This window comes from Pseudoxanthomonas winnipegensis (assembly GCF_004283755.1).
Lineage (GTDB): Bacteria > Pseudomonadota > Gammaproteobacteria > Xanthomonadales > Xanthomonadaceae > Pseudoxanthomonas_A > Pseudoxanthomonas_A winnipegensis.
The window spans coordinates 711,348-737,149 of sequence record NZ_SHMH01000001.1; the positions used below are offsets into that span (position 1 = coordinate 711,348).

Annotated in this window: 25 protein-coding genes; 13 read left to right on the top strand and 12 right to left on the bottom strand. The window is 68.3% G+C overall.

All coding sequences use genetic code 11. From position 1 onward, the window contains the following. Window positions 1–6 precede the first annotated feature (6 nt). The 11 genes from EAT51_RS03190 (at window position 7) to EAT51_RS03240 (ending at window position 12,024) form a co-directional block, all read left to right on the top strand. On the top strand, window positions 7–1,314 hold the full coding sequence (locus tag EAT51_RS03190; protein WP_130515156.1) for an ABC transporter permease: 1,308 nt from the start codon (window positions 7–9) through the stop codon (window positions 1,312–1,314). Beyond that, entirely contained in the window at window positions 1,311–2,558 is a 1,248-nt protein-coding gene (locus EAT51_RS03195) for an ABC transporter permease (protein ID WP_130515154.1), read from the top strand. The genes EAT51_RS03190 and EAT51_RS03195 overlap by 4 nt, the downstream gene beginning before the upstream one ends. 15 nt (window positions 2,559–2,573) lie before the next feature. Continuing rightward, entirely contained in the window at window positions 2,574–3,890 is a 1,317-nt protein-coding gene (locus EAT51_RS03200; RefSeq protein ID WP_130561289.1) for an ABC transporter permease, read from the top strand. 116 nt (window positions 3,891–4,006) lie between these two features. Next, window positions 4,007–5,236: an ABC transporter permease gene (locus tag EAT51_RS03205; protein WP_130561290.1), complete on the top strand. Its 1,230-nt coding sequence runs from the start codon at window positions 4,007–4,009 to the stop codon at window positions 5,234–5,236. A gap of 34 nt (window positions 5,237–5,270) precedes the next feature. Continuing rightward, window positions 5,271–6,584, top strand: coding sequence for an ABC transporter permease (locus EAT51_RS03210; RefSeq protein WP_130515149.1), 1,314 nt, complete (start codon window positions 5,271–5,273; stop codon window positions 6,582–6,584). Between the two features lie 2 nt (window positions 6,585–6,586). After that, window positions 6,587–7,828 (top strand): ABC transporter permease, encoded by a 1,242-nt coding sequence (locus tag EAT51_RS03215; RefSeq protein ID WP_130561291.1) that lies wholly within the window; start codon window positions 6,587–6,589, stop codon window positions 7,826–7,828. A gap of 29 nt (window positions 7,829–7,857) precedes the next feature. Further along, the gene (locus EAT51_RS03220; RefSeq protein ID WP_130515145.1) at window positions 7,858–8,289 is read left to right on the top strand and encodes a PDZ domain-containing protein; all 432 of its coding nucleotides are present in this window, start codon (window positions 7,858–7,860) and stop codon (window positions 8,287–8,289) included. Window positions 8,290–8,393: 104 nt separating this feature from the next. Beyond that, entirely contained in the window at window positions 8,394–8,861 is a 468-nt protein-coding gene (locus EAT51_RS03225; protein ID WP_130515144.1) for a nuclear transport factor 2 family protein, read from the top strand. A 46-nt stretch (window positions 8,862–8,907) separates the two neighbouring features. Further along, window positions 8,908–9,264, top strand: coding sequence for a hypothetical protein (locus tag EAT51_RS03230; protein WP_130515142.1), 357 nt, complete (start codon window positions 8,908–8,910; stop codon window positions 9,262–9,264). A gap of 97 nt (window positions 9,265–9,361) precedes the next feature. Further along, window positions 9,362–10,702 (top strand): sigma-54-dependent transcriptional regulator, encoded by a 1,341-nt coding sequence (locus EAT51_RS03235; protein ID WP_130515141.1) that lies wholly within the window; start codon window positions 9,362–9,364, stop codon window positions 10,700–10,702. Further along, window positions 10,699–12,024 carry a sensor histidine kinase gene (locus EAT51_RS03240; protein WP_130561292.1) on the top strand — a complete coding sequence of 442 codons (1,326 nt, stop codon included), beginning with the start codon at window positions 10,699–10,701 and terminating at the stop codon, window positions 12,022–12,024. Before EAT51_RS03235 ends, EAT51_RS03240 begins: the two co-directional genes overlap by 4 nt. 166 nt (window positions 12,025–12,190) lie before the next feature. Here the strand turns inward: EAT51_RS03240 and EAT51_RS03245 are convergent, their stop codons facing one another. Together EAT51_RS03245 and glmU are read right to left on the bottom strand one after the other, a co-directional pair. Beyond that, window positions 12,191–12,679 carry a RidA family protein gene (locus EAT51_RS03245; RefSeq protein WP_165421891.1) on the bottom strand — a complete coding sequence of 163 codons (489 nt, stop codon included), beginning with the start codon at window positions 12,677–12,679 and terminating at the stop codon, window positions 12,191–12,193. A 181-nt stretch (window positions 12,680–12,860) separates the two neighbouring features. Then, a complete protein-coding gene (glmU, locus tag EAT51_RS03250; protein WP_130515135.1) occupies window positions 12,861–14,231 on the bottom strand; it encodes a bifunctional UDP-N-acetylglucosamine diphosphorylase/glucosamine-1-phosphate N-acetyltransferase GlmU in 1,371 nt (456 codons plus the stop codon). A gap of 144 nt (window positions 14,232–14,375) precedes the next feature. Here glmU and EAT51_RS03255 point away from each other — a divergent pair, with 144 nt between their 5' ends. Further along, window positions 14,376–15,968 (top strand): glycosyltransferase 87 family protein, encoded by a 1,593-nt coding sequence (locus EAT51_RS03255; RefSeq protein ID WP_130515133.1) that lies wholly within the window; start codon window positions 14,376–14,378, stop codon window positions 15,966–15,968. Here the strand turns inward: EAT51_RS03255 and EAT51_RS03260 are convergent. Further along, a complete protein-coding gene (locus EAT51_RS03260) occupies window positions 15,919–16,857 on the bottom strand; it encodes a glycosyltransferase (protein WP_130515131.1) in 939 nt (312 codons plus the stop codon). The genes EAT51_RS03255 and EAT51_RS03260 overlap by 50 nt on opposite strands. A gap of 71 nt (window positions 16,858–16,928) precedes the next feature. On the opposite strand from EAT51_RS03260, the gene EAT51_RS03265 reads away from it, so the two are divergent. Beyond that, the gene (locus tag EAT51_RS03265) at window positions 16,929–17,336 is read left to right on the top strand and encodes a GtrA family protein (RefSeq protein ID WP_130515129.1); all 408 of its coding nucleotides are present in this window, start codon (window positions 16,929–16,931) and stop codon (window positions 17,334–17,336) included. A gap of 407 nt (window positions 17,337–17,743) precedes the next feature. Here the strand turns inward: EAT51_RS03265 and EAT51_RS03270 are convergent, their stop codons facing one another. The 9 genes from EAT51_RS03270 to EAT51_RS03310 all read right to left on the bottom strand — a co-directional run bounded on the left by EAT51_RS03270 (window position 17,744) and on the right by EAT51_RS03310 (window position 25,153). After that, complete coding sequence (locus EAT51_RS03270; protein ID WP_130515127.1) at window positions 17,744–18,166, bottom strand: F0F1 ATP synthase subunit epsilon; 423 nt, start codon at window positions 18,164–18,166, stop codon at window positions 17,744–17,746. 143 nt (window positions 18,167–18,309) lie between these two features. Further along, window positions 18,310–19,716 carry a F0F1 ATP synthase subunit beta gene (gene atpD / locus EAT51_RS03275; RefSeq protein ID WP_130561293.1) on the bottom strand — a complete coding sequence of 469 codons (1,407 nt, stop codon included), beginning with the start codon at window positions 19,714–19,716 and terminating at the stop codon, window positions 18,310–18,312. Between the two features lie 146 nt (window positions 19,717–19,862). Then, on the bottom strand, window positions 19,863–20,726 hold the full coding sequence (atpG, locus tag EAT51_RS03280) for a F0F1 ATP synthase subunit gamma (protein ID WP_130515123.1): 864 nt from the start codon (window positions 20,724–20,726) through the stop codon (window positions 19,863–19,865). A gap of 109 nt (window positions 20,727–20,835) precedes the next feature. Continuing rightward, complete coding sequence (gene atpA, locus EAT51_RS03285; protein ID WP_130515121.1) at window positions 20,836–22,398, bottom strand: F0F1 ATP synthase subunit alpha; 1,563 nt, start codon at window positions 22,396–22,398, stop codon at window positions 20,836–20,838. Window positions 22,399–22,494: 96 nt separating this feature from the next. Continuing rightward, window positions 22,495–23,022, bottom strand: coding sequence for a F0F1 ATP synthase subunit delta (locus EAT51_RS03290; protein WP_130561294.1), 528 nt, complete (start codon window positions 23,020–23,022; stop codon window positions 22,495–22,497). Window positions 23,023–23,038: 16 nt separating this feature from the next. Further along, window positions 23,039–23,509 carry a F0F1 ATP synthase subunit B gene (locus tag EAT51_RS03295; protein WP_130523792.1) on the bottom strand — a complete coding sequence of 157 codons (471 nt, stop codon included), beginning with the start codon at window positions 23,507–23,509 and terminating at the stop codon, window positions 23,039–23,041. Between the two features lie 96 nt (window positions 23,510–23,605). Then, entirely contained in the window at window positions 23,606–23,884 is a 279-nt protein-coding gene (atpE, locus tag EAT51_RS03300) for a F0F1 ATP synthase subunit C (RefSeq protein WP_130561295.1), read from the bottom strand. A 64-nt stretch (window positions 23,885–23,948) separates the two neighbouring features. Then, entirely contained in the window at window positions 23,949–24,773 is an 825-nt protein-coding gene (atpB, locus tag EAT51_RS03305) for a F0F1 ATP synthase subunit A (protein ID WP_130515113.1), read from the bottom strand. Next, a complete protein-coding gene (locus EAT51_RS03310; protein ID WP_228257792.1) occupies window positions 24,770–25,153 on the bottom strand; it encodes a hypothetical protein in 384 nt (127 codons plus the stop codon). The genes atpB and EAT51_RS03310 overlap by 4 nt, the downstream gene beginning before the upstream one ends. Window positions 25,154–25,802: the final 649 nt, after the last annotated feature.

Here is a 25,802-nt window from a genome sequence, read left to right on the forward strand (position 1 = left end):
GACGCCATGCTTGCCTACTACCTCCAACTGGCCCTGCGCAGCTTCAGGCGCAACAAGGTGCTGACCGCGCTGATGGTGCTGGCCATCGCGCTGGGCATCGGCGCGTCGATGACGATGCTCACGGTGCTGCACAACCTCTCCGGCGATCCGCTGCCCGCACGCAGCGGCGTGCTCTATCACCCGCAGGTCGACCCACGTCCGGCGCAGCTGCCCGGCGCCAACCCGGAGCCGCCGGACGATCTGGCCTGGCAGGATGCGGTCAACCTGTATGCGCTTCCGGGCGCGAGCCGGCGCGTGCTGACCAGCGCCAACTGGCTGCCGACGCGGCTGGATGCGGCCGGCAGCCCGCTGACCATGCGCGACACGCGCGCGGCCACGGCCGACCTGTTCGCCATGTTCGACATGCCCTTCGTCTATGGCTCGGGCTGGTCGCAGGCCGACGACGACCGGCGCGCGCAGGTGGTGGTGATCACCCGTTCGCTCAACGATGCGCTGTTCGGCGGCGCCGACAGCGTCGGGCGCACGCTGGTGATCGCCACGCGCAACTTCCGCGTGGTCGGCGTGATCGAGGACTGGAACCCGCAGCCGCGCTTCTACGATCTCAACTCCAGCGCCTTCGGCAAGGCCGCGCAGCTGTACATGCCGTTCTTCACCTGGCTGGAGCTGCCCCAGGACTACGGCTACGGGCCGATGGCCTGCTGGGGCCAGGGCGGCAACGGGCTGCACGATCCCAAGACGCCGAACTGCACCTGGGCCCAGTTCTGGGTGCAGTTGGACGATGCGGCGCAGGCGGCGGCCTATCGCAGGACGCTGGAGAACTACAGCGCCCAGCAGCGTCAGCTGGGTCGGTTCGAACGCGCGCCCAACGTGCGCCTGCGTGGCCTAGTGGACTGGCTGGACTACAAGCGCGTGGTGCCGCCGACGGTGCGCATGCAGACCTGGATCGCCTTCGGCGTGCTGCTAGTGTGCCTGGTCAACGCGGTGGGCCTGCTGGTCTCCAAGTTCATGCGCAAGGCCGGCGAGGTGGGCGTGCGCCGCGCGCTCGGCGCCAGCCGCAGGGCGGTGTTCGCCCAGTGCATGACCGAGTCGGCGCTGATCGGCGCCCTGGGTGGCGCGGCGGGCCTGCCCTTGGCCTGGCTCGGCCTGTGGCTGGTGCGGCAGCAACCCATGAGCTACGCCGCTTCGGTGCACCTGGACCCGCAGATGCTGGTCGTCGCCCTGCTCATCGCCGTCACCGCGGCGGTGCTGGCCGGCGTGTGGCCGGCCTGGCGTGCGTCGCGCATCGCCCCCGCCCTGCAGGTGAAGTCGCTATGAGTCCCTTCGATACCGTCCGGCCCATCCTCAGCGCGCTGCGCAGCCATCGCGCCGCCGCCCTGCTGCTGGCGCTGGAAATCGCCCTGACCCTGGCGGTCCTGTGCAACCTGGTGTTCATCGTCTCGGGCAATCTGCAGCGCGCCCGCACGCCCACCGGCGTCCCCGAGTCCGATATCGCCGTGATCCAGAGCATCGGGGTGATCGGCGCGGACAACCCCGGTACCGCCGGCAGCAATCTGGCCACGCTGCAGTCGGTGCCGGGCGTGATGTCGGCGGCTTACGGCGGACCGCCGCTCTGGGGTGTGGATCGCATCAGCCTGTTTGACAGCGCCGATGCGCAGCAGCCACTGGCGCAGGCGTATGTGTTCGCCGGCAGCCAGGGGCTCAACCGCACGCTGGGTGTGCGCATCGTCGAAGGCCGGGCTATCCAGGACGCCGAACTGCCTGGCGTGGCCGAACTGGCGGGCGATCCGGCCACCACGCCCTCGGCCAGCCGGCAGATGCCTGCCCTGCTGACCGCACCCTTGGCCGGGAAGCTGTTCCCGGGCCAGTCGGCGATCGGCCAGATCCTGCACGCCAATGTCTTCGGAACGCCGGTCAGCCTGCGCGTGGTCGGCGTGGTGGCACCGGTGCGCGCGGCGATCACCGGCCGCGCCGAGGACGCCGACGCGGTGCTGACCGAGTTCCGCGTGGCCGGCGAAGGCCTGGGCGGCGGCTACATGATCCGCAGCCGGCCCGGGCAGTTGGCCCAGGTCCTGCCGCTGGCGGCCCGCGCCATGCAGCAGGCCAACCCCGGTCATGTGCAGCAGCGCGTGGAACCCATGACCAGCCTGCGCGAGCAGCAGTTCCGCAACGATGCGGCCACCAACCGCATGCTGCTGACGATCATGGGCATCCTGCTGACGGTCACCGCACTGGGCGTGGGCGGACTGGCCAGCTTCTGGGTGCAGCAGCGCACCAAGCAGATCGGCATCCGCCGCGCGCTGGGCGCCACCCGCGGCGACATCCTGCGCTACTTCCAGCTGGAGAACTTCCTGATCGTCGGCGGCGGCGTGGCGGTCGGCGCGCTGCTGGCCTTCGTCCTCAACCAGTGGCTGATGCAGCACTACGAACTGGACCGCCTCGACGCGAAGACCGTCCTGGCCGGCGTGGTGGCGGTCTGGCTGCTGGGCCAGCTCGCCGTCCTCGGCCCGGCCCTGCGCGCCGCCTCCATTCCGCCCGTTGTCGCCACCCGCAGCGCCTGACCCTCCGGAGAGCCCATGTTCGCCTATTACTTCAACCTCGCCCTGCGCAGCTTCCGACGCAACAAGATCCTGACCGCGCTGATGGTGCTGGCCGTGGCCCTGGGCATCGGCGCGTCGATGACCACGCTGACGGTGTTCCACGTGCTGTCCGGCAATCCGATTCCCGCCAAGAGCGACAAGCTGTTCTACGTGCAGATGGATCCGCAGTCGATGGCCGGCTACAGGCCCGGCGATGACCCGGCCGAGCAGATGACGCGTTTGGATGCCGAGACGCTGCTGCGCGACAAGCGCGCCGACCGTCGGGCGATGATGAGCGCGGGCCACGTGGCGATCGAACCGGACACGCCCGGACTGACGCCGTTCGTGCTGGAGGCGCGCTTCACCTCGGCCGACTTCTTCCCGATGTTCGACGTGCCCGTCGTGCAGGGCCGGGCCTGGACCGGCGAGGACGATGCGGCGCGGGCGCGGGTGGCGGTGCTGTCCAGCGCGCTGGCGCAGAAGCTGTTCGGCAACGCCGACCCGACCGGACGCACGCTGCAGCTGGGCAAGACCGCCTTCCGCGTGGTCGGTGTGATCGGCGACTGGAATCCCAACCCGCGCTTCTACGACCTCACCAACGGCCGCTACAACAGCGAGGCGGAGGAAATCTACGTCCCGTTCTCCACCTCGCGCGATCTGCGCTGGGGCAGCACCGGCAACATGAACTGCTGGGATGATGGCGACAACAAGGATCCCGAAGGCAATACCGGCCTGAACCAGCCGTGCGTCTGGCTGCAGTACTGGGCGGAGCTGGACACGCCGCAGAAGGTCGCCGACTACCGCGCCTACCTCACCAACTACTCCGACCGCCAGCACGCGGCCGGCCGCTTCCAGCGCCCCACCAATGTGCGCCTGAGCGATGTGATGACCTGGCTGGATTTCAACCAGGTCGTGCCCAGCGACGTGCGCCTGCAGGCCTGGCTGGCACTGGGCTTCCTGGGAGTGTGCCTGCTCAACACCGTCGGACTGCTGCTGGCCAAGTTCCTGCGCCGCGGCGGCGAGGTCGGCGTGCGCCGCGCGCTGGGCGCCACGCGCAAGGACATCTTCCTGCAGTGCCTGATCGAAGCCGGCACCGTCGGCCTGGCCGGCGGCGTGCTCGGCCTGGCGCTGGCGACGCTGGGCCTGTGGGCGGTGCGCCATCAGCCGACCGACTACGCCGACCTGGCCCGCCTGGACCTGCCGATGCTGCTGGCGACCTTCCTCCTGGCGATCGCCAGCAGCCTGATCGCCGGCATCCTGCCCGCCTGGCGCGCGATGCAGGTCACGCCGGCCATCCAGCTGAAAACGCAGTGAGCGAGGAGTGAGCGCGGAGGGGAGATGCGAGCAAGGCAACGGCCACGCGCTCCAGAACATTCCCTCCATCGCGCACTTCTCACTTTTCTTCCCTCACTTCTCGCCACAGGCCTCCCATGGACATCCGCCCCATCCTCTCCACGCTGCTGCGCCACAAGACCGCCGCGGCCCTGATCGTGCTGGAGATCGCGCTGAGCTGCGCCATCGTGTGCAACGCGCTGTTCCTGATCGGCAATCGCCTGGCGCACATGCAGCGGCCCAGCGGCTTCGACGAGGCGCATCTGGTGTTCGTGAAGGCCAATGGGATCACCAAGGACGATGAGGGAGCCAAGGCCGTCACCCGGGCCGACCTGGACGGTCTGCGGGCCATTCCCGGCGTCGACTCGGCCACCGTGCTGAACCTGATCCCGTTCGGAGGCGCGGTGTGGATGAGCGGCATCAAGCTGCGCCCGGAACAGGAGGATTCGACCCTCAACGCGGCCAACTACATGGTGTCCGAAGACGGGCTCAAGACCCTCGGCCTGCGCCTGCTGGAAGGTCGCGATTTCACCGCGTCGGAGTACGTGGACGACGGCACCGAAGGCGACGGCTGGATTCCTTCGGTGATCGTCAGCAAGGCGCTGGCCCGGCGCCTGTTCCCCGACCAGGGCGCGATCGGCCAGTCGATCTACGTCTTCGGAAAAAAGCCGCACCGGATCGTCGGCATCGTCGAGCACCTGCCCAAGCCGCGCGACAGCGGCTCGTCGGCGGCCGAGTACGACATGAGCATGCTGTTCCCCTCGCGCGTCACCTATAGCGATGGCGGCATCTATGCCCTGCGCGTGCACGACCCGGCCCAGCGCATGGCGGTGCTGGAGCAGGCCAAGCGGGTCATCGCCTCGCACGGCCCCACCCGCATCATCAGCAAGGGTGGCACCGGCACGCTGGAAGACAAGCGTGCGCGCTACTACCGCAACGACCGCGCCATGGCCTGGCTGCTGGTGGCGGTGAGCGCGGCGCTGCTGGTGGTCACCGCGCTGGGCATCGTCGGCCTGGCCAGCTTCTGGGTCGCCCAGCGCACCCGCCAGATCGGCGTGCGCCGCGCCCTGGGCGCGACCAAGGGACAGATCCTGCGCTACTTCCAGACCGAGAACTTCATCCTGGCCACCCTCGGCATCGTGCTCGGCATGGTGCTGGCCTACGCCATCAACCAGCTGCTGATGAGCAAGTACGAACTGCCGCGCCTGCCGCTGATCTACCTGCCGGTGGGCGCGGTGCTGCTGTGGCTGCTAGGGCAGATCGCCGTGCTCTGGCCCGCGCGCCGCGCCGCGGCCGTGCCGCCGGCCATCGCCACGCGCTCGGCGTGATGGCGACTCACCGCATATCACGAGGAATCCGAACGTGATCGCCTACTACCTCCGCCTGGCCCTGCGCAGCCTGCGCCGCACGCCGGTGATGACCGCGCTGATGGTGTGCGCCATCGGCCTGGGCATCGGTGCGAGCATGACCATGCTGACGGTCCTGCACGTCATGACGCAGGATCCGATTCCGGCCAAGAGCGGCGTGCTGTTCTATCCCACGCTGGATCCGCTGCCGGCGGACTATCCGAAGAGTACCTGGGGCAATCCGGCCGACAATCTGACCTGGCCCGACGCGATGGCCCTGCTGCGCCAGGGCAAGCCTGCGCGCCAGGCCGTCATGGCCGGCGGCGGGCTACTGGTCTGGCCGCTGGACGCGGCCGGTCGCCCTACGGAACGCAGCGGGCGCTACACCACCTGGCAGTTCTTCGACCTGTTCGGCGTGCCGCTGGAACACGGCGGCGGCTGGACCGCGGCGGACGATGCGCAGCAGGCCCGCGTGGTGGTGCTGGGACGCGACCTGGCGATGAAGCTATTCGGCAGCACCGACGTGGTGGGCCGCAGCGTGCGCCTGAAGGACACGGCCTTCCGCATCGTGGGCGTCGCGGCGCCCTGGTCGCCGCAGCCGCGCTTCTACGTGGACCTGGGCGGTGGCCGGTCCTTCGGCGAGGCCGACGACTTCTTCCTGCCGCTGTCCACGGCGATGGAACTGAAGTTCGACATCTCGGGCAACCGCTCCAGTTGGGCCGACACCGAGATGCAGGACACGCTGCGCTCGCCCAGCATGACCTGGCTGCAGATGTGGGTGGAGCTGGAGACGCCGCAGCAGGTCGCCGACTACCGGCGCTTCCTGCACGACTACGCGGCCCAGGAGCATGCCAGCGGACGCTTCCAGCGCGGTCCCGAGACCGCAAGGCTGTATCCGCTGATGGATTGGCTGGGCCACAAGAAGCTGGTGCCGTCCGAGGTGCAGCTGCAGCTGTGGCTGGCGATCGGCTTCCTGATCGTGTGCCTGGTCAACATCGTCGCGCTGCTGCTGGCCAAATTCCTGCGGCGCGGCGGCGAGGTCGGCGTGCGGCGCGCGCTCGGTGCACGTGCGTCCGACATCCTGCTGCAGCTGGGCTGCGAGGCGGCACTGATCGGCGTGGCCGGCGGTGTACTGGGAAGCGTTCTGGCTCAGCTCGGCCTGTGGAGCGTGCGCCAGCGCCCGGACGGGTATGCCCGGATCGCGCAGATGGATACCAGCATGCTGGTGGCCTCGGTCGCGCTGGCCATCGTCGCCACGCTGCTGGCCGGGCTGATCCCGGCCTGGCGCGCCAGCCGCATCTCCCCCGCCCTGCAGATCAAGGCAGTCTGACCATGGCCCTGCCGCTTAAGCCCATTCTCTCGGCGCTGCGCCATCACCGCCTGACGGCCATGCTGCTGACGCTGCAGGTGGCCCTGACCTGCGCCATCGTCATCAACGCCGGTTTCCTGCTGGTCGAGCGCATCCAGCGCATCACCACGCCCTCGGGCCTGGTGGAGGATGAACTGTCGGTGGTGACCGCGCGCGGCGTGGACGAATCGACCAACGCCGCCGCGCAGCAACGCACCGACCTGGCGGCGCTGCGCGCCCTCGATGGCGTCAAGGCCGCCGCCGCGATCGACGACGGCAGCCTGCCGCTATCGAGCAACATCGACATGTCGGGCGCCTGCGCTTCGCAGGCGGATCTGGATCGGGCCAAGGCCGCGCGCGGCACCGAGGGCATCGCCGGTTGCATCTCGATATCGATCTACAGCGGATCGGACGGCATGCTGGAGACGCTGGGGCTGCGCCTGCTGGCCGGCCGCGACTTCACCGCCACCGAGCGCGGGGCCGACAAGATCACCGCCGTGATCGTCTCGCGCACCCTCGCCCAGCGCCTGTGGCCCGGGGAAAGCCCGGTGGGCAAACAGCTCTATGGCTTCCAGGGCCCCGTCCCCGTCGTGGGCATGATCGACGATATCCTGACCCCGGTGCTCGGCATCGGCTTGGACGACCACATGGTGATGTTGACCGCGCGGAGCCGCGCGGGGATCTCCAGCACCTACGTCCTGCGCAGCGCACCGCAGGATCGCCAGCGTGTCCTGCGCGCCGCCGCCGTCGCACTCGACAAGGCAGGCCCCGTCAGGCTGATCCCGGAGGACGGGCAGCGGACGTACACCCAGATCCGCCACGACTATTTTCAACGCGACACCACTATGCTCGGCCTGCTGCTCGCCTCCTCGCTGGCGCTGCTGTTCGTCACCGCGCTGGGCATCGGCGGCCTGGCCAACTTCTGGGTCGGCCAACGCACCCGCCAGATCGGCATCCGCCGGGCCGTGGGCGCCACGCGGCGCGACATCCTGCGCCACTTCCAGGCCGAGAACTTCCTGATCGTCGGCGCCGGCGTTGTGCTGGGCATGCTGCTGGCCTATGGCCTGAACCAGCTGCTGATGCGCCAGTACGAGCTGGACCGCCTGCCGCTGTTCTACCTGCCCCTCGGCGCAGCGCTGCTCTGGGCGCTGGGCCAGCTCGCCGTGCTGGGGCCGGCCCTGCGCGCTACGCGTGTGCCGCCGGCCATCGCGACGCGGGGCGGGTGAGCCATGTCCATCTCGAGGAGACCTTGACCATGCCACGCCCTGTCCTGCTCGCCCTGTTGCTGGTCTGCGCCGCGCCCGTGGCGCTCCCCGCCGCTCCGGCCGACCGTTCCAGCCACCACGAAAGTCATCTGCGCGTCGACGAGAGCTCGCTCACCTGGGACAGCGATGGCCGGCGCCTGGCCCTGCGCGACGGCGCCGACGGCGTTCGCGTCGTGGAGGCCAATACCCTGCGCCTGCAGCCGGGCGATGTTGTGACCCGGGTCGGAGACACGCCGGTGCGCAGCGTCCGCCAGTGGCTGGCGGCCCTGCGCGCTCGGCCTGGCAAGAGCGTGGTCCTGCAGGTCCGCGGGATCGACGGACGCGTGCGCGTGGTGCAGCTCTCCGGCGGTGAGATCGCCGACCTGGCACCGCCGCCTCCGCCTCCGCCGCCCCCTACGCCGCCGCCAGCCCCCATCCGCTGATGCGCGTACTTCACATGCACCGCGTCGTTGCCCCGCACGCCCGGCTGCACCAAGGCCTGCGCGTTAAGCTGCACTCAATTTGGTTCCCGGATAGGAGTCCGACAATGAAGGCCACCCTCCTGGGCGCGTTCCTGGCCCTCGCGGCGAGCCAGCCGACCGGCGCGGCGGCCGCGGAAGCGTCCCTGCAGGACACCATCAGCGCGCTCGATACGCAGGTCTTCGATGCGTTCAACCGCTGCCAGGATCCGGCGCAGCTGGCGCGGCACGCGGCGTACTTCGATCCGGCCGTGGAGTTCTACCACGACACCGGCGGGGTGACCTGGACGCGCGATGCGATGCTGGCCAACACCAAGCAATATGCCTGTGGCCGCTACACGCGCCAGCTGGTGCCCGGCAGCCTGAAGGTCTATCCGGTCAAGGACTTCGGCGCCATCGAACAGGGCCAGCATCGCTTCTGCCAGGCCGGATCGCAGCAGTGCGACGGGCTGGCGGACTTCGTCATCGTCTGGCGCCAGCACGACGGCCAGTGGACCATCACCCGCGTGCTGAGCTATGGCCACCGCAGCCAGTGAGCCGCATGCCATGATCTGGCTCCGTTCCCGTTCCTGGACGCTCTCCATGCGCCTGCCTGCGCGCTTTCTGCTTGCCGCCGCCATGAGCGCGGTGCCGCTGCATGCCGCGCCACAGACCGCGCCGGACCAGGGCGTACTGATCTCGCAGGACACGCTGGATGGCTACACCGGCCGCTACGTCACCCCCGACAAGCTGGCACTGCGCGTGTGGCGCGAAGGCAATGTGCTGAAGCTGCAGCCCGAAGGCGGGTCGACCACGACGCTGATCGCCGATTCGGAAACCACGTTCCACACCGACGGCCAGGCCGCGCGCGTGGAGTTCGCCTTCGACGCGGCCGACCGTGTCAGCCACCTGCTGCTGGTCCAGGGCGGCGCCACGGTCAAGGCCTTGAGGCAGCAGTGAGCGGAGCGGGGTGAGGCGTGAGTCAAAGCACTGATCCTCTCGCGCGCCCGCGCTTGTTCCTCACTCCTCGCTCCACCCACTCACTTCTCGCTCCACCATGCCCACTCTGCTGATCATCGACGACAACCCGGCCGTGGCCACGGCGCTGAACGTGCTGTTCTCGCTGCACGACATCGCCACGCTGCACGCGGCCACGCCGGAGGAGGGCCTGGCGCTGCTGGAACGCGAGGCGGTGGACCTGGTGATCCAGGACATGAACTTCTCCGCCGACACCACCAGCGGCGAGGAGGGCCAGGCGCTGTTCGCGCAGATCCGCGCGCGCCATCCCGACCTGCCGGTGGTGCTGCTGACCGCGTGGACACACCTGGAAGCGGCGGTGGAACTGGTCAAGGCCGGCGCGGCCGACTACATGAGCAAGCCCTGGGACGACCGCCGCCTGCTTGCCACGGTCAATACGCTGCTGGAGCTGTCCGAGGCGCGCGCCGAACTGGACCGCCGCCGCGCGCGCGATCGCCTGCAGCGCGCGCAGCTGGAGCAGAAGTACGACCTGTGCGGCGTGGTGTTCAACGATCCGGCCAGCGAGCGCGTGCTGGCGCTGGCCTGCCAGGTGGCGCGCAGCGACCTGCCGGTGCTGATCACCGGCCCCAACGGCAGCGGCAAGGAGAAGATCGCGCAGATCGTGCAGGCCAACTCCGCGGTACGCCATGGCGCCTTCGTCACGCTCAACTGCGGCGCGCTGCCGAGCGAGCTGATCGAGGCCGAGCTGTTCGGCGCCGATGCCGGCGCCTACACCGGCGCCAACAAGGCGCGCGAAGGCAAGTTCGAGGCGGCCGACGGCGGCACGCTGTTCCTGGACGAGATCGGCAACCTGCCGCTGGCCGGCCAGATGAAGCTGCTGCGCGTGCTGGAGACCGGCAAGTTCGAGCGTCTGGGCTCCAACCGCGAGCGCAGCGTGCGCGTGCGCGTGATCAGCGCCACCAACGCCGACCTGCCGGCGATGATCCGCGACGGCGCGTTCCGCGAAGACCTCTACTACCGCCTCAACGCGATCGAGCTGGCCCTGCCGCCGCTGGCCGACCGCCCCGGCGACATCCTGCCGCTGGCCGCGCACTTCGCCGACAAGCCCATCGGCGACTCGGCGCGCGCCGCGCTGCTGCGTCATCCCTGGCCCGGCAACGTGCGTGAGCTGCGCAACGTGATCCAGCGCGCCAGCCTGCTCAGCCCCGGCGCCCACATCGAGGCGGCCGACCTGAATCTGCCGGTCGCCACCGCACCCGTTCGCACGCATGCGCCGGTCCACGAACCCGACCGCGCCCAGATCGAAGCGGCCATCGCCCGCGCAGGCGGCGTCATCGCCCAGGCCGCCAGTGAGCTGGGCCTGAGCCGCCAGGCCCTGTACCGGCGCATGGAGCGCCACGGCATCAAGAGCCCGACATGAAGCACTCGCTCGCCGGCCGCCTGCTGCTGTGGCTGATCCCGCTGGGCGTGGCGGCCATCGCGTTGCCGCTGACGCTGCGGCAGTGGCTCGAGGACGACTGGCTGGTCGGCGTGATCAGCGCCGCGCTCCTGCTGCCGCTGGCGGCGTGGATGCTGCACCAGGCGCTGGCACCGGTGCAGTCGCTGTTCCGCGCGCTGTCCGGCTCGGTCAACAGCTATCGCGACGGCGAGTTCAACTTCGGCATCCACTGGCAGGGCCACGACGAACTGGCCGGCCTGGTGACCTCGCACGAGGAACTGGGCCAGGTGCTGCGCAGCCAACGCCAGGGGCTGGCGCAGCGCGAGCTGCTGCTGGATAGCATGGTCCAGCACTCGCCGGTGGCGATGCTGCTGCTGGCGCCCGGTGGCGATGGCGGCATGCGTGTGGTGTTCGCCAACCTGGCCGCGCGCACGCTGCTCTACGGCGGGCGGCGCATGGAGGGCCAGCCGTTCGACCCGCTGCTGCAGCAGGCCCAGCCCGAACTGGTCGAGGCCCTGCAGCGCGGCGGCGACAGCCTGTTCGCCGTACCGTCCGATGAGGAAGGCGGCGAAGAGCAGATCTATCACCTGGCGCGTCGCCGCTTCCAGCTCAACGGCCGCCAGCAGGAACTGCTGCAGCTATGGCGCCTGACCACCGAACTGCGCCGCCAGGAGGTGCAGACCTGGAAGAAGGTGATCCGCGTGATCAGCCACGAGCTCAACAACTCGCTGGCCCCGGTCGCCTCGCTGGCGCACTCGGGTGGCGAACTGGTGCGACGCGGCCGCCACGAGCAGCTCGAGCACGTGTTCGCCACCATCGAGGAACGCGCGCGGCATCTGGAGGAATTCATCCGCGGCTACGCGCGCTTCGCCAAGCTGCCGCAGCCGCAGAAGCAGGCGATCGAATGGGGCGCCTTCCTGCGTGGGCTGCAGCAGCAGATCGGCTTCAATATCGAAGGTCACGCGCAGGACACGCACAGCCGCATCGACCCGGCGCAGTTCGGCCAAGCCCTGCTCAACCTGGTCAAGAACGCGCACGAATCCGGCGGCGATCCCACCCAGGTCACCGTGCGCGTGCTGCCGCTGGGCAACCAGGTGCGCGTGGAAGTGCTGGACCGCGGCAGCGGCATGAACGAGGCCGTGCTGCAGAACGCGCTGGTGCCGTTCTATTCGACCAAACGCAACGGCACCGGCCTGGGGCTGGCACTGACCCGCGAGATCATCGAGGCCCACGACGGCCGCATCGCCTTGCACAACCGCGAAGGCGGCGGCCTGTGCGTGACCCTGCACCTGCCCACCACCTGATCCGTTGCTGACGTGGATTGGAGCGGCTCCTCCCTGTAGAGCGGAGCTTGTGGCAATCCCCTTTTGGGGACTCCGCCGCTCTTCGTTCGGTGCGGGGGAAAAGCCCCAGCGGAGCAAGCTCCGCTCTACGGAGATCTGAGGAGACAGTTGCTCCCACCTGCTCCCCTCAGCGGCTCCCGGCGTACGCCGTGCAATCCATTTCCAGCAGCGCCTTCATCGGCAGCGCGCTCACCGCCATCGCGCTGCGCGCCGGAAGCCGCTCGGGCTTGAACGCCGCGGTGTAGATGGCATTGAAGGTCGACCAGTTGGCCATGTCGGTGATCATGACCGTACAGCGCGCCACATCGTCCATCGACCGCCCGGCGCGCTGCAGCGCCTTGGCCACATTGGCCATGGTGTTGCGCGCCTGGGCGTCGAATGCGTCCGGCAGCTTGCCCTCCGCATCGACACCCAGCTGGCCGGAGACATACACCGTATCGCCCGCGCGCACCGCCGCCGCATACGGCGCCTTGCTGCCGGCGGGGATGAAGTATTCAAGATCCGCGGCCGGCGCGACGGCAGCGAACACGGAGAGGGTCAACAGCGCGGTACTGCACAGCAGAAGGCGTGACGGCGTCATGGGTCGGGTTCCAGATAAGGAGCGGAAGATGCGCACGCCAGCGCCGCTTCCGGGCACCGGCCTTCGCACCGCGTTGCGCGCAACGCCTCCCATTGAACGCACAGCGAACTTACCTGTGTTGCTCGTCCAAGACCAGTGCTTTTGAGGGGTAGGCTGCGAGCAATCAGAGGTGAGGGCGCTGGCGCAACCGCCTTTGCTCGCTCCTCAGGCCTCCCGCTCAATTCTCCTTCTTGACCGGCCGCGTCCAGCCTTCCAGCGTCTGCTGGCGGGCGCGGGCGAGGGTCAGTTCGCCGGCCGGCGCGTCGCGGGTGATGACCGAGCCGGCGCCCAGGGTGGCGCCATCGCCGATGGAGATCGGCGCCACCAGCGCGCTGTTGCTGCCGACGAACACGTTGTCGCCGATGGTGGTGGTGAACTTGTTCACCCCGTCGTAGTTGCAGGTGATGACGCCCGCGCCGACGTTGGTGCGGCTGCCGATGACCGTGTCGCCCAGGTAGCTGAGGTGATTGGCCTTGGTGCCCACGCCCAGCACGGCGTTCTTGGTTTCCACGAAGTTGCCGACATGCACGCCGTCGGCCAGCACCGTGCCCGGACGCAGCCGTGCGAACGGGCCGATCTGCACCGCGCCCTCGGTGACCACGCCTTCCAGGTCGCAGTGCGCGCGCACCTCGGTGCCCGGGCCCAGCTTGACGTTCTTCAGGCGCACGAAGGGGCCAATCTGCACGCCGTCGCCCAGTTCGACCCCGCCCTCCAGCACCACGTCCACATCGATCTGCACGTCCAGGCCGACGCGCACGGTGCCGCGCTGGTCCACGCGCGCCGGATCGATCAGCCGCGCACCGGCCAGGCACAGCGCCTTGGCCTGGCGCATCTGCCAGGTGCGCTCAAGCTGGGCGAGCTGCCACGGGTCGTTGGCGCCCTCGGCCTCCAGCGGGTCGGCGACCAGCACCATCTCGGCCGGGGTGAACTCGGCCGCGGCCATGCCGAAGATGTCGGTGAGGTAGTACTCGCCCTGCGCGTTGTCGTTGGACAGCTGCGCCAGCCAGCGATGCAGCGCCGTCGATTCGGCGGTGACGATGCCGGTGTTGATGGTGCGGATGCGGCGCTGCTCGTCGTCGGCGTCCTTGTGCTCGACGATGGCGCCGACCTTGCCGTTGGCATCGCGCACGATGCGGCCGTAGCCGCTCGGATCGTCCGGCTCGGCCACCAGCACCGCCAGGCGGCCCGGCGCGTGCAGCAGGCGCAGCAGCGTGTCGGCGCGGATCAGCGGCACATCGCCATAGAGCACCAGCACGGTGGCCGCGTCGGGCACCTGCTCCATCGCCTGCTGCACGGCATGGCCGGTGCCCAGGCGCACGGCCTGCTCGGCCCACTGCAGGTCGGACTGGTCGGCGAAGGCCTCGCGCACCGCCTCGCCGCCATGGCCGTAGACCACGTGGATCGCCTCGGGCTGCAGCGCACGCGCCGTATCGATCACATGCGCCAGCATCGGCCGGCCCGCGATCGGCTGCAGCACCTTGGGCCGGGCCGAGCGCATGCGCTTGCCCTCGCCGGCGGCCAGGATGATCACGTGCAGGGGAAGCGTCATGGGCGTGCGTCGCTGGAAGACATGGCGAAGGATTCTAATCGTCCCGGCCCGCGCCCACGTCACAGCGTGCCGGCAGCGCGCAGTGCTGCGCCTCGCCTGCGATAATCGCGCGTCTGCAGGCTGCAACCCTCAAGGAAGATCGTCTTGTCCGAATCCCGTTCGTCAACCGCCCCGGCGCTGTCCTGGAAGTTCACCCTCGGCCTGGCCGCGCTGCTGACCCTGCTGACCGCGCTGATCAACGGTCAGGACCGCAACTGGGACCTGCGCAACTACCACCTCTACACCGGCTCGGCGCTGCTGCAGGGGCGTCTGACGCAGGACATCGCCGCCGCCCAGCTGCAGACCTGGCACAACCCGGCCGCGGATCTGCCGTTCGTGTGGATGGTGCATGCCGGTTGGCCTGGTTGGCTGATCGCGTTCTGGCTGAGCCTGCCCTCGCTGCTGGCGCTGTTCTTCGCCCTGCGCCTGCTGGACCGCTGCTGGCCGCAGGCGCGCAGCCGCATGCGCCTGGTGCTGACCGGCGTGTTGGCGCTGACCGGTGCGGCCGTGGGCCCGAGCGTCGGCTCGACGTTCAACGACGCCCTCATCGCCACCGGCGCTACCGGGGCGCTGTGGTGGGTGCTGCGCTCGCGCGAGCAGGCCGGCCTGTGGAAGACCTGGCTGCCTGCCGGGCTGATCCTGGGCCTGGCCACCGGCCTGAAGCTGACGGGCGTCATCTATTGCGTCGCGCTGGGCGCTGTCGCCCTGCTGGCCGGCCCCCTGCGCCAGGCACCGCTGCGCGTGCTGGCCGTGGCGGTCGGCGGCCTGCTCGGCGGCGTGGTGAACGGCGGACCATGGGCCTGGGTGCTGTGGCAGACCTTCGGCAATCCGCTGTTCCCGTACTTCAATCAGGTCTTCCAGTCGCCGGACGCCCAGGCGGTGGCCTACAACGACGCGCGCTTCATCCCGCACGGGCTGGATGCCTGGATGACGGTGTTCCAGTTCACCAAGCGTGGCTTCCATTTCTCCGAGGCCAGGCTGGCCGATCCGCGCATCCTGCTGGGCCTGCTGGCGCTGGGCCTGACGCTCTTCGTGCAGCGCAGGCAGCGCCGTGCGTGCGACGATGTGGCGCTGCTGTTGTTGTTCTGCCTGGTGACCCTGGTCGTCTGGACCAGGCTGTACGGCATCTATCGTTATCTGATCGCGGTCGAGCTGCTGTGCGCGATCGCGCTGGCGGGCACGGCGACCGCGTTCCTGCCCAAGCGCTGGCCGCGCTTCGTGCTGATCCTCGGACTGGCGCTGGTGATCGGCCTGACCAAGCGACCCAGTTGGGGCCGCACGCATCCGTTCACCACGCCGATGGTGCAGGTGCGTTTCCCGCCCATGGACAAGGAAGCGCTGGTGGTGATCTCGAGCACTTCCCCGCTGGGGCACGCAGTGGCGTTCCTGCCGCCATCGGTGCCGGCAATCTCGGTCGCCAACAACTTCATGCAACCTCAGGTCTGCACGGCCCTGCAGGCCCGCGCCGAGGCCCGCATCCGCGAGCACCGTGGCGCGCTCTATCTGCTACGCGAGGTCAGCACTGACCTGGACGATCCTGTCGCCAGCGAGTACACGCGCTACGGCCTGACGCAGGCGGGTGCGTGCCAACCCGTGGCCGACTCGCTGCGCCCACTGGAGCTGTGTCCGCTGCAGCGGGTGCGCGAGGTCAGCGTGCTGTGTCCGCAGGCGGGCGCTGCCCCACCAGCTGGTCGGTGATCAGGCGCTGGATCTCGTTGGCACGGCGGTTGACCGTATCCAGGATCAGCCCGGTCGCCAGCGAGACGATGCCCACCAGCGTCAGCGCCACCGCCAGCACCGCGGTCGAGGGATGGGTGACCAGCCCGGTGCGGCTGAACTCGGCGATCACCACGCTGCCAAAGCCCAGTCCGGCCAGCACCATCAGCGCCGCCACGCCGCCGAAGAACAGCAGCGGCCGCATGTCCTTGAACAGGAACAGCAGCGTGCGCAGCACGCGCACGCCGTCCCTGTAGGTGCTCAGCTTGGACTGACTACCATCGGGGCGCACGCCGTAGGCGATCGGCCGTTCGGCCAGCACGAAGCCGTTGCTCAGCGCGAACACGGTCATCTCGGTCTCGATCTCGAAGCCATGCGAGAGCACCGGCATCGACTTGACGAACCGCCGCGAGAACGCCCGGTAGCCAGACAACACATCGCGCACGGGGCTGCCGAACAGCATCGCCACGCAGCGCCGCACAAGCTGGTTGCCGATGCCGTGGAAGCGGCGGAACGAGGCATGCTGGAAATCCTCCAGCCGCGTGCCGACGACCATATCCGCGCGCCCCTGCCGGATTTCCTCCAGCAGCGCCGCCGCGGCACCGGCCGGATAGGTGTCGTCGCCATCGACCATCAGATAGGCATCGGCCTCGACGTCGCGGAACATCGCCCGCACCACATTACCCTTGCCCTTGGCCGGCACGCGCCGCACCTGCGCGCCGGCCGCACGCGCGACTTGGGCGGTGTCGTCGGTGCTGGCGTTGTCGAACACCCAGACCTCGGCCTGCGGCAGGGCCGCGCGAAAATCGCCCACCACCTTGGCGATGGTGGTGGCTTCGTTGAAACAGGGAATCAGAATGGCGACGCGCACCTGACCTCCATGGCAGGAAACTGCGCGCGATCTTACAGGGCCGCAGGCGTGCGCCGGCTAGAATGCGCCGCATGGGCTCCTTCTCGCTACCGCCGCAGCTGTTCAAGCAGGGCTCGATCTTCATCGTCGTCGGCGGCGTGCAGCTGCTGCTGGACTGGAGCGTATTCGTCGCGCTCAGTGCGCTGGGCCTCGACGCGGTGCCGGCCAACCTCGCCGGGCGCGTGGCGGGGGCGATCCTGGGGTTCTGGCTCAACGGGCGGTATACCTTCGCCTCGCGCGAGGACGGGGCGCGGCTGGGGTGGTCGCGGTTCGCGCGGTTCCTGGCGGTGTGGATCCCCGCCACGGTGCTCAGCACCTGGATGATTCTGCTGGTCGAGCAGCGCCTGGGCCTGCAGCTGGCCTGGCTGGCCAAGCCGCTGGTGGAGGGCGTGCTGGCGGTGCTGACCTTCGCCGCCAGCCGCTATGTGATCTATCGCTGAGCGCCACCACGCTTGGTGGGAGCTGGCCTGCTGGCCAAGCCGCTAGTAATGACGTGCTGTCCTTGCTGACCTTCGCTAGTCGCTCGCCGAAGAGCCCCCTGCTTGGTGGGAGCAACTGTCTCTCAGTTCAAGCCGCGGCCTTTTTGTAGAGCGGAGCTTGCTCCGCTGCGTTTCGACCGGATCATCGGCAAGCCCCAGCGGAGCAAGCTCCGCTCTACAGGTGGGAGCCGCCATGGCGGCGATGGGGCTCTACCCCAGGAAGTTCACAGGTAAGGCCTCGTCGCCGCCATGGCGGCTCCCACCAAACGTGGGGCAGGACCGCCCCCCCCCCCCACAATGCAAAACGCCGGCTTGCGCCGGCGTTCTGCATTTCCGCGTCTGCGGCCCAGGCCGGGCCGCCCGAGCGCTCAGTGCTTGAGCGTCTTGCGCAGGCGCTCGAGGGCCTGCAGCTGGACCACGGCTTCCATCAGCTTGCGCTGGGCTTCGGCCAGGTCCTCGGTCTCGCCACGGTTGGCCAGCACGCGCTCGGCCTCGTCCTTGGCCGCCTTGACCGCGGCCTCGTCGATGTCCTGCGCGCGGATGGCGGTGTCGGCCAGCACGGTCACCACCTGCGGCTGGACCTCCAGGATCCCGCCGGAGATGGCGAAGTCCAGGTGCTCGCCGGAGGGCGTGGTGACCACGACCTTGCCCGCCTTCAGGCGCGTAATCAGCGGCGCGTGCTTGGGCGCGATGCCCAGCTCGCCCAGCTCACCAGTGGCGACCACCAGGGTGGCTTCCCCGTGGTAGATCTCCTGCTCGGCGCTGACGATGTCGCAACGGATGGTGCTCATGGTTACCTCGCTGGTGCGAGGCGGGATTGGGGATTGGGGATTCGGGATTGGCCAAGACGGTCGCACCGCCTTGCCCTCACCCCACGCCCATCTCCTCGATACCGCCTTGCAAATCCCTAATCCCTAATCCCGAATCCCGGCGCTTAAGCCTTCTCAGCCAGCTTCTTGGCCTTTTCCACGGCCTCGTCGATGCCGCCGACCATGTAGAAGGCCTGCTCGGGCAGGTGGTCGTACTCGCCGTCCAGGATGCCCTTGAAGCCGCGAATGGTGTCCTTCAGCGCCACGTACTTGCCCGGGGCGCCGGTGAACACTTCGGCCACGTGGAAGGGCTGGCTGAAGAAGCGCTCGATCTTGCGCGCGCGCGAGACCGACTGCTTGTCTTCCTCGGACAGCTCGTCCATGCCCAGGATGGCGATGATGTCCTTCAGCTCCTTGTACTTCTGCAGCGTGGACTGCACGCGACGGGCGACGTCGTAGTGCTCGGCGCCCACCACCAGCGGATCCAGCTGGCGGCTGGTGGAGTCCAGCGGGTCCACGGCCGGGTAGATGCCCAGCGAGGCGATCTGGCGGCTCAGGGTGACGGTGGAGTCCAGGTGGGCGAAGGTGGTCGCCGGCGAGGGGTCGGTCAGGTCGTCCGCGGGCACGTACACGGCCTGGATCGAGGTGATCGAGCCGGACTTGGTCGAGGTGATGCGCTCCTGCAGCACGCCCATTTCCTCGGCCAGGGTGGGCTGGTAGCCCACCGCCGACGGCATGCGGCCCAGCAGCGCCGACACTTCGGTACCGGCCAGCGTGTAGCGGTAGATGTTGTCGACGAACAGCAGCACATCCTTGCCCTTGCCCGAGGCGTCCTTCTCGTCGCGGAAGTACTCGGCCATGGTCAGGCCGGTCAGCGCCACGCGCAGACGGTTGCCCGGCGGCTCGTTCATCTGGCCGTAGACCATCGCCACCTTGTCCAGGACGTTGGAGTCCTTCATCTCGTGGTAGAAGTCGTTGCCCTCGCGGGTACGCTCGCCCACGCCGGCGAACACGGACAGACCGCTGTGCGCCTTGGCGATGTTGTTGATCAGCTCCATCATGTTGACGGTCTTGCCGACGCCGGCGCCGCCGAACAGGCCGACCTTGCCGCCCTTGGCGAACGGGCACATCAGGTCGATGACCTTGATGCCGGTCTCCAGCAGCTCGGTGGAGGAGGACTGGTCCTCGTAGGACGGCGCGGCGCGGTGGATTTCCCAGCTGTCGCTGCCCTCCACCGGGCCGGCCTCGTCGATCGGGCGGCCCAGCACGTCCATGATGCGGCCCAGCGTGGCGCTGCCGACCGGCACGGAGATCGCCTTGCCGGTGTTGATAGCCACCAGGTTGCGCTTGAGGCCATCGGTGGAGCCCAGCGCGATGGTGCGGACCACGCCGTCGCCCAGCTGCTGCTGCACTTCCAGCGTGATCTCGGTGTTGTCCACCTTCAGCGCGTCGTACACCTTCGGCACTTCGCCGCGCGGGAATTCGACGTCGACGACCGCGCCGATGATCTGAACGATCTTGCCCTGACTCATTTTGCTGCTCCGGTTAGCTTTATTTCTGTCCGGATGGCCTGCGCCATCCCTTGGATTTCGTGATTGGGGATTCGGGATTCGGGATTGGCTGAAGCGCGCTGCGCTGCTCTTGCCAATCCCGATTCTCCAATCCCGAATCCCGGCACTTACACAGCGGCCGCGCCGCCGACGATCTCGGAAATTTCCTGGGTGATCGCCGCCTGACGGGCCTTGTTGTAGGACAGCTGCAGGGTGCCGATCAGCTTGCTGGCGTTGTCGCTGGCGGCCTTCATCGCGACCATGCGCGCGGCATGCTCGGAGGCCACGTTCTCCAGCACCGCCTGGTACACCAGCGACTCGACGTAGCGCACCAGCACGTGCTCGAGCACGGTCTTGGCATCGGGTTCGTAGATGTAGTCCCAGTCGTGCTTGGCGACGTCTTCCTCGGCCTGCGGCAGCGGCAGCAGCTGGTCGAAGGAGGCCTTCTGCGACATCGTGTTGACGAAGTGGTTGTAGACCAGGAAGACGCGATCGACCTTGCCCGACTCGTACGCCTCCAGCATCACCTTGACCACGCCGATCAGCTGTTCCACATGCGGCACATCGCCCAGGTGGCTCAGGCTGCCGACCATGTCGACTTTCAGGCGACGGAAGAACACCGAGGCCTTCTGGCCGATGGTCACCACGTCGATCTGCGCGCCCTTGTCCTGCCACTGGCGCATCTCGCCCAGGGTCTTGCGGAACAGGTTGTTGTTCAGGCCGCCGGCCAGGCCGCGGTCTGAGGACACGATGATGTAGCCGACGCGCTCGACCTTCTCGCGCTCCACCAGGTAGGGGTGCTGGAAGTCGGTATTGGCCTGGGCCAGATGGCTGATGACCTGGCGCATCGCCCGCGCGTAGGGGCGCGAGGTCTTCATGCGGTCCTGGGCGCGGCGGATCTTCGCGGCCGAGACCATCTCCAGGGCGCGCGTCACCTTGCGGGTGTTCTGCACGCTCTTGATCTTGTTCTTGATTTCGCGTCCGCCTGCCATCTCTCGCTCCGCTGGTGGGATTCGGGATTCGGGATCCGGGATCGGCCGAAGCCATCCGAATCCCGCTCCTGCGAATCCCTAATGCCTAATCCCCAATCCCGGCTGCTGCTTACCAGCTACCGGTCTGCTTGAACTCTGCGATGCCCTGCTTGAAGGCGCCTTCGATCTCGCCGTCCCAGGCACCGGTGCCGTTGATCTTGTCCAGCAGCGCGCCCTGGGTGTTGGTGAAGTGCGCATGCAGGCCGGCTTCGAAGGCCAGCAGCTTGTTCACCGGCACGTCGTCCAGGTAGCCCTCGTTGACCGCGTAGATGGACAGCGCCTGCAGGGCGATGGACATCGGCGCGTACTGCTTCTGCTTCATCAGCTCGGTCACGCGCTGACCGCGCTCGAGCTGCTTGCGGGTGGCTTCGTCCAGGTCCGAGGCGAACTGCGCGAACGCCGCCAGCTCGCGGTACTGCGCCAGCGAGATGCGGATGCCGCCGGAGAGCTTCTTGATGATCTTGGTCTGAGCCGCGCCACCGACGCGCGAGACCGAGATACCGGCGTTCACCGCCGGACGGATGCCGGCGTTGAACAGGTCGGTTTCCAGGAAGATCTGGCCGTCGGTGATCGAGATCACGTTGGTCGGCACGAACGCCGAGACGTCGCCGGCCTGGGTCTCGATGATCGGCAGCGCGGTCAGCGAACCGGTCTTGCCCGTGACCTCGCCCTGGGTGAACTTCTCGACGTAGTCCTCGGACACGCGGCAGGCGCGCTCCAGCAGGCGCGAGTGCAGGTAGAACACGTCGCCCGGATAGGCTTCGCGACCCGGCGGGCGCTTGAGCAGCAGCGAGATCTGGCGATAGGCCACGGCCTGCTTGGACAGGTCGTCGTACACGATCAGCGCGTCCTGGCCACGGTCCAGGAAGTACTCGCCCATGGTGCAGCCGGAGTAGGCGCTGATGTACTGCATCGCGGCCGACTCCGAGGCGGTGGCGGCCACCACGATGGTGTGGGCCAGCGCGCCGTTCTCCTCGAGCTTGCGCACGATATTGGCCACCGTCGAGGCCTTCTGGCCGATGGCGACGTACACGCACTTGATGCCCGAGTCCTTCTGGTTGATCACCGCGTCGATGGCCATCGCGGTCTTGCCGGTCTGGCGGTCGCCGATGATCAGCTCGCGCTGGCCGCGGCCGATCGGGATCATGGCGTCGACCGACTTGTAACCGGTCTGCACCGGCTCATCGACCGACTTGCGCCAGATCACGCCCGGCGCCACGCGCTCGACCGGCGCGGTCTGCGCGGTGTTGATCGGGCCCTTGCCGTCGATCGGCTCGCCCAGCGCGTTGACCACGCGACCCAGCAGCTCGGGACCGACCGGCACTTCCAGGATGCGGCCGGTGGTCTTGGCCACGTCGCCTTCGCGCAGGTGCTCGTAGTCGCCCAGCACCACGGCGCCGACCGAGTCGCGCTCCAGGTTCAGGGCCAGGGCGAAGGTGGGCGTGCCCTCACCGGCGGGCGGCAGCTCGATCATTTCGCCCTGCATCACGTCGGCCAGGCCGAAGATGCGCACGATGCCGTCGGACACGCTGGTCACGGTGCCTTCGTTGCGCGACTCGGCGGCCAGCTTGACCTGCTCGATGCGGGTCTTGATGAGGTCGCTGATTTCAGAGGGGTTGAGCGTGGTGGCCATGATGGTTTTCCTTGTGCAGCCGGTGCGCGGCTGCGGATAAATGAAAGCGTGTGCCTGTCGCCAGCCGGTCGCTGCAGCGTCCGGCGGCGCCTGGAATCAGCCCGCCAGCGCCGTCTGCAGGCGCGCCAGCTTGCCCTTGAGCGAACCATCGATGACCACGTCGCCGGCATCGATGACGGCGCCGCCGATCAGCGAAGCGTCCACCTCGGTGGTCACCTCGACCTGGCGGCCGAAACGCTTGGCCAGCGCGGCCTTGATCACGTCCAGCTCGCCCGGCGGCAGTTCGGCCGCCGAGGTCACCCGGGCCAGCACGACGTGCTCGGCCTGCGCGCGCAGCTGCTCGTAGAGCGCGGCGATCTCGGGCAGCAGCGCCAGGCGGCCGGCATCGGCCAGCACGCCCAGAAAGCGCGTGAATTCCTCGCCTGCGCCTTCGGGCGCCAGCAGCGCCAGGGCCTGCTCGCGGGTCAGCTGCGGATTGGGCAGCAGCGCGGCGACGCGCGGATCGGCCGCGACCTGGGCGGAGAAACCCAGCGCCTGCGACCACGCCGGCAGCTGCCGCGCATCCTGAGCCGCGCCGAAGGCGGCGCGGGCGTAGGGGCGGGCGAGCGTGATGGACTGACTCATGATCGGATCATCCGCCTTAGATCTGCGCAGCCAGTTCGTCCAGCAGCGCCTTGTGGGCGGCCGGATCGATCTCGCGGTGCAGCAGCTTCTCGGCGCCGCTCACGGCCAGCACGGAGACCTGCTTGCGCAGCTCCTCGCGAGCGCGGTTGGCGGCGGCGGCGATCTCTTCCTGGGCCAGTTCCTTCTGCCGGTTCGCCTCGGTGATCGCCTCGTTGCGGGCGGCCTCGACGATCTGGTTGGCGCGGGCGTGAGCCTGGTCGATGATCTCGTTGGCCTTGACGCGGGCGTCCTTGAGGGCCTCGTTGGCCTTCTCCTGCGCCTGCGCCAGGTCCTTCTGGCTGCGGTCTGCAGCGGCCAGGCCTTCGGCGATCTTCTTCTGCCGTTCTTCAAGCGCCGCATTCAGCGGCGGCCAGATGAACTTCATCGTGAACACAATCAGGATCACGAAGGAAAGCATCTGGCCGAAGAAGGTCATGTTGACGTTCATGACGTGTCCTCGACGGGTTCGTTCAACCCGCCATGCGCTGACCGCATGGCGAGCGTTGCCTGGCGATCCGCGAATGCGGATCGCGACGACGGCTGATTAGCCGCCCTGTGCGTTCAGCACAGCGGTCAGCAGCGGGTTGGCGATACCGAAGTACAGCGCGATGGCCAGGCCGATGATGAAGGCGGCGTCGATCAGGCCGGCCAGCAGGAACATGCGGCCCTGCAGCACCGGGATCAGCTCCGGCTGGCGGGCGGCCGACTCCAGGAACTTGGAACCCATGATGGCGATGCCCAAGCAGGCACCCAGCGCGCCCAGGCCGATGATGAGGCCGATGGCGATGGCGGTCAGGCCCTGCACGTGTGCGATGAATTCCATGAAAACTCTCCAGCGATTGGTTGGTTAGTACGAAAGGGTGAAGCGAAAAACGGTCGAAGCGGCTTTAGTGGCCTTCACGCGCACCGGCGATGTAGACGACGGTGAGGATCATGAAGATGAAGGCCTGCAGCAGGATGATCAGGATATGGAAGATGCCCCAGGCCGCGTTGGCGATCACGCCCGGCAGGAAGGTCACCCAGCCGCTCATCAGGCCGGCGATGAGCATGAACACCAGCTCGCCACCGTACATGTTGCCGAACAACCGCATGGCCAGCGAGATCGGCTTGACCAGCCACTCGATGATGTTCATGGCTAGGTTGACCGGCGCCAGGATGATCGCGCCGATGCCGTGCGCGTGGAACGGCGCGGTCAGCAGCTCCTTGCCGAAGCCGAAGCCGCCCTTGGCCGCCAGCGCGTGACCGATCAGGATGAAGAACACGGTCACCGACAGCGCCAGCGTGGTGTTCAGGTCGGCGGTGGGCACCATGCGGAAGTAGGTGTGGTGCGCCGCCTCGGCGCCCGCGGTGTGGGTGATCAGGAACGACGGCAGATCCAGCGGGATCAGGTCCATCGTGTTCATGAAGACCACCCACATGAAGATGGTCAGCGCCAGCGGCGTCACCGAATTGCGGTTGCCGTGGAAGGTGTCCTTGACCTGGCCGTCGACGAATTCCATCACCAGCTCAACGAAGGCCTGACCCTTGGTCGGCACCCCGGCGGTGGCGCGGCGGGCGAAGAACGCGAACCAGGCCACAAAAATCAGGCCCAGCGTCAGCGCGATCAGCCAGCTGTCGAAATGGAACGTCCCGCCCAGCGCCTGGCCAGCGTTGTGCCCCAGGTGATGGGTGATGTATTCGGTCAGACCGCCCGAATTGTTGGCTTCACTCACGTGGCAACACCTTTGCGTTGGATCAGATTGGCCAGCACCATGCCCAGTGCGGCCCCTACAAGACCGGTGATCAGCGCCAGGCCTGGCAACCGAAATCCGGCCAGACCCGCCACCAGCACCAGCAGTACCACCACCCACTTCGCCGCCACCCCCATCAGCAGTCGCGCGAAGGCGACGCCGGCCGGGGCGATCCCGCCGCCCAGCGCCACTTTCGCGGCAGCCCAGGATCCGGCGGTGAAGCCAAGCCCCCCATACAGCGCCCCGAGGGCGTGCTGCGGCGAGTGCGCCAGCCAGGCCAGCGCGACCAACACGGCGGCGGCAGCCTGCCAGGCTATCGCCCGCTGTGCCAGTTGCCGACCCGTGTTTGCGGAGTTCAGCACGTCGTTGGCCTTGTGGGGTGCGAGAGACGGTGAGTGCGAGTGGCCCCGTCAAGCCGCCAAAGTATAGCAGCGCGGCGATTTTCGCGACAACCTTCAAAAGTCTGATTTGCCTGAGAAAAGCTGTCCGTTCGCTCATGTGCGTGTGCGGGCTCGGCTGAAAGCGTTTCCGCAGTGCGTCACGCGCATGCCAGGTTGGCTGGGGAACTTTTCCTCATTGGCGCCGGTCAAGGGCATGCGAGGTCTGCGACCCACTTCCTCGTCGATGCTCTGTCGCAGACCTTCCCGAGCCCCGGCGCGCGCGCCGGGGCTCTTTTGTTGCGCATCGTGCGAGCCCATGGCGCCGAAGCGATGCCAAGCGCGCGCACGCGTAGCCGCTGGCACATGGGCGCAGCGTCCAGGCCGGCGGCGGGTCGTCACACGCCATCCGCATGAATGAATCTTGGAGTCTCATTTCTTCACCGGACGTGCACCGGGCCGCGTGCAGCGTGTGCGCACCTGAGCCGGGCGTCACCGGCATTACATTGGACCGACCAGAGTTCCATAGACACTCAGTCGCCGCTCTGCGCGTAGCGCTTTTCGAACTCTACCGGTGACATGCCGCCAGCGGAACCATGCCGGCGAATCGGGTTGTAGAACATCTCGATGTAGT

Excerpts from the sequence above, each read along its gene's own strand:
- EAT51_RS03190 (WP_130515156.1), top strand. The coding sequence starts at position 7 with ATGCTTGCCTACTACCTCCAACTGGCCCTGCGCAGCTTCAGGCGCAAC.
- EAT51_RS03195 (WP_130515154.1), top strand. The coding sequence starts at position 1,311 with ATGAGTCCCTTCGATACCGTCCGGCCCATCCTCAGCGCGCTGCGCAGC.
- EAT51_RS03200 (WP_130561289.1), top strand. The coding sequence starts at position 2,574 with ATGTTCGCCTATTACTTCAACCTCGCCCTGCGCAGCTTCCGACGCAAC.
- EAT51_RS03205 (WP_130561290.1), top strand. The coding sequence starts at position 4,007 with ATGGACATCCGCCCCATCCTCTCCACGCTGCTGCGCCACAAGACCGCC.
- EAT51_RS03215 (WP_130561291.1), top strand. The coding sequence starts at position 6,587 with ATGGCCCTGCCGCTTAAGCCCATTCTCTCGGCGCTGCGCCATCACCGC.
- EAT51_RS03220 (WP_130515145.1), top strand. The coding sequence starts at position 7,858 with ATGCCACGCCCTGTCCTGCTCGCCCTGTTGCTGGTCTGCGCCGCGCCC.
- EAT51_RS03225 (WP_130515144.1), top strand. The coding sequence starts at position 8,394 with ATGAAGGCCACCCTCCTGGGCGCGTTCCTGGCCCTCGCGGCGAGCCAG.
- EAT51_RS03230 (WP_130515142.1), top strand. The coding sequence starts at position 8,908 with ATGCGCCTGCCTGCGCGCTTTCTGCTTGCCGCCGCCATGAGCGCGGTG.
- EAT51_RS03235 (WP_130515141.1), top strand. The coding sequence starts at position 9,362 with ATGCCCACTCTGCTGATCATCGACGACAACCCGGCCGTGGCCACGGCG.
- EAT51_RS03240 (WP_130561292.1), top strand. The coding sequence starts at position 10,699 with ATGAAGCACTCGCTCGCCGGCCGCCTGCTGCTGTGGCTGATCCCGCTG.
- glmU (WP_130515135.1), bottom strand. The coding sequence starts at position 14,231 with ATGACGCTTCCCCTGCACGTGATCATCCTGGCCGCCGGCGAGGGCAAG.
- EAT51_RS03265 (WP_130515129.1), top strand. The coding sequence starts at position 16,929 with ATGGGCTCCTTCTCGCTACCGCCGCAGCTGTTCAAGCAGGGCTCGATC.
- EAT51_RS03270 (WP_130515127.1), bottom strand. The coding sequence starts at position 18,166 with ATGAGCACCATCCGTTGCGACATCGTCAGCGCCGAGCAGGAGATCTAC.
- atpD (WP_130561293.1), bottom strand. The coding sequence starts at position 19,716 with ATGAGTCAGGGCAAGATCGTTCAGATCATCGGCGCGGTCGTCGACGTC.
- atpG (WP_130515123.1), bottom strand. The coding sequence starts at position 20,726 with ATGGCAGGCGGACGCGAAATCAAGAACAAGATCAAGAGCGTGCAGAAC.
- atpA (WP_130515121.1), bottom strand. The coding sequence starts at position 22,398 with ATGGCCACCACGCTCAACCCCTCTGAAATCAGCGACCTCATCAAGACC.
- EAT51_RS03290 (WP_130561294.1), bottom strand. The coding sequence starts at position 23,022 with ATGAGTCAGTCCATCACGCTCGCCCGCCCCTACGCCCGCGCCGCCTTC.
- EAT51_RS03295 (WP_130523792.1), bottom strand. The coding sequence starts at position 23,509 with ATGAACGTCAACATGACCTTCTTCGGCCAGATGCTTTCCTTCGTGATC.
- atpE (WP_130561295.1), bottom strand. The coding sequence starts at position 23,884 with ATGGAATTCATCGCACACGTGCAGGGCCTGACCGCCATCGCCATCGGC.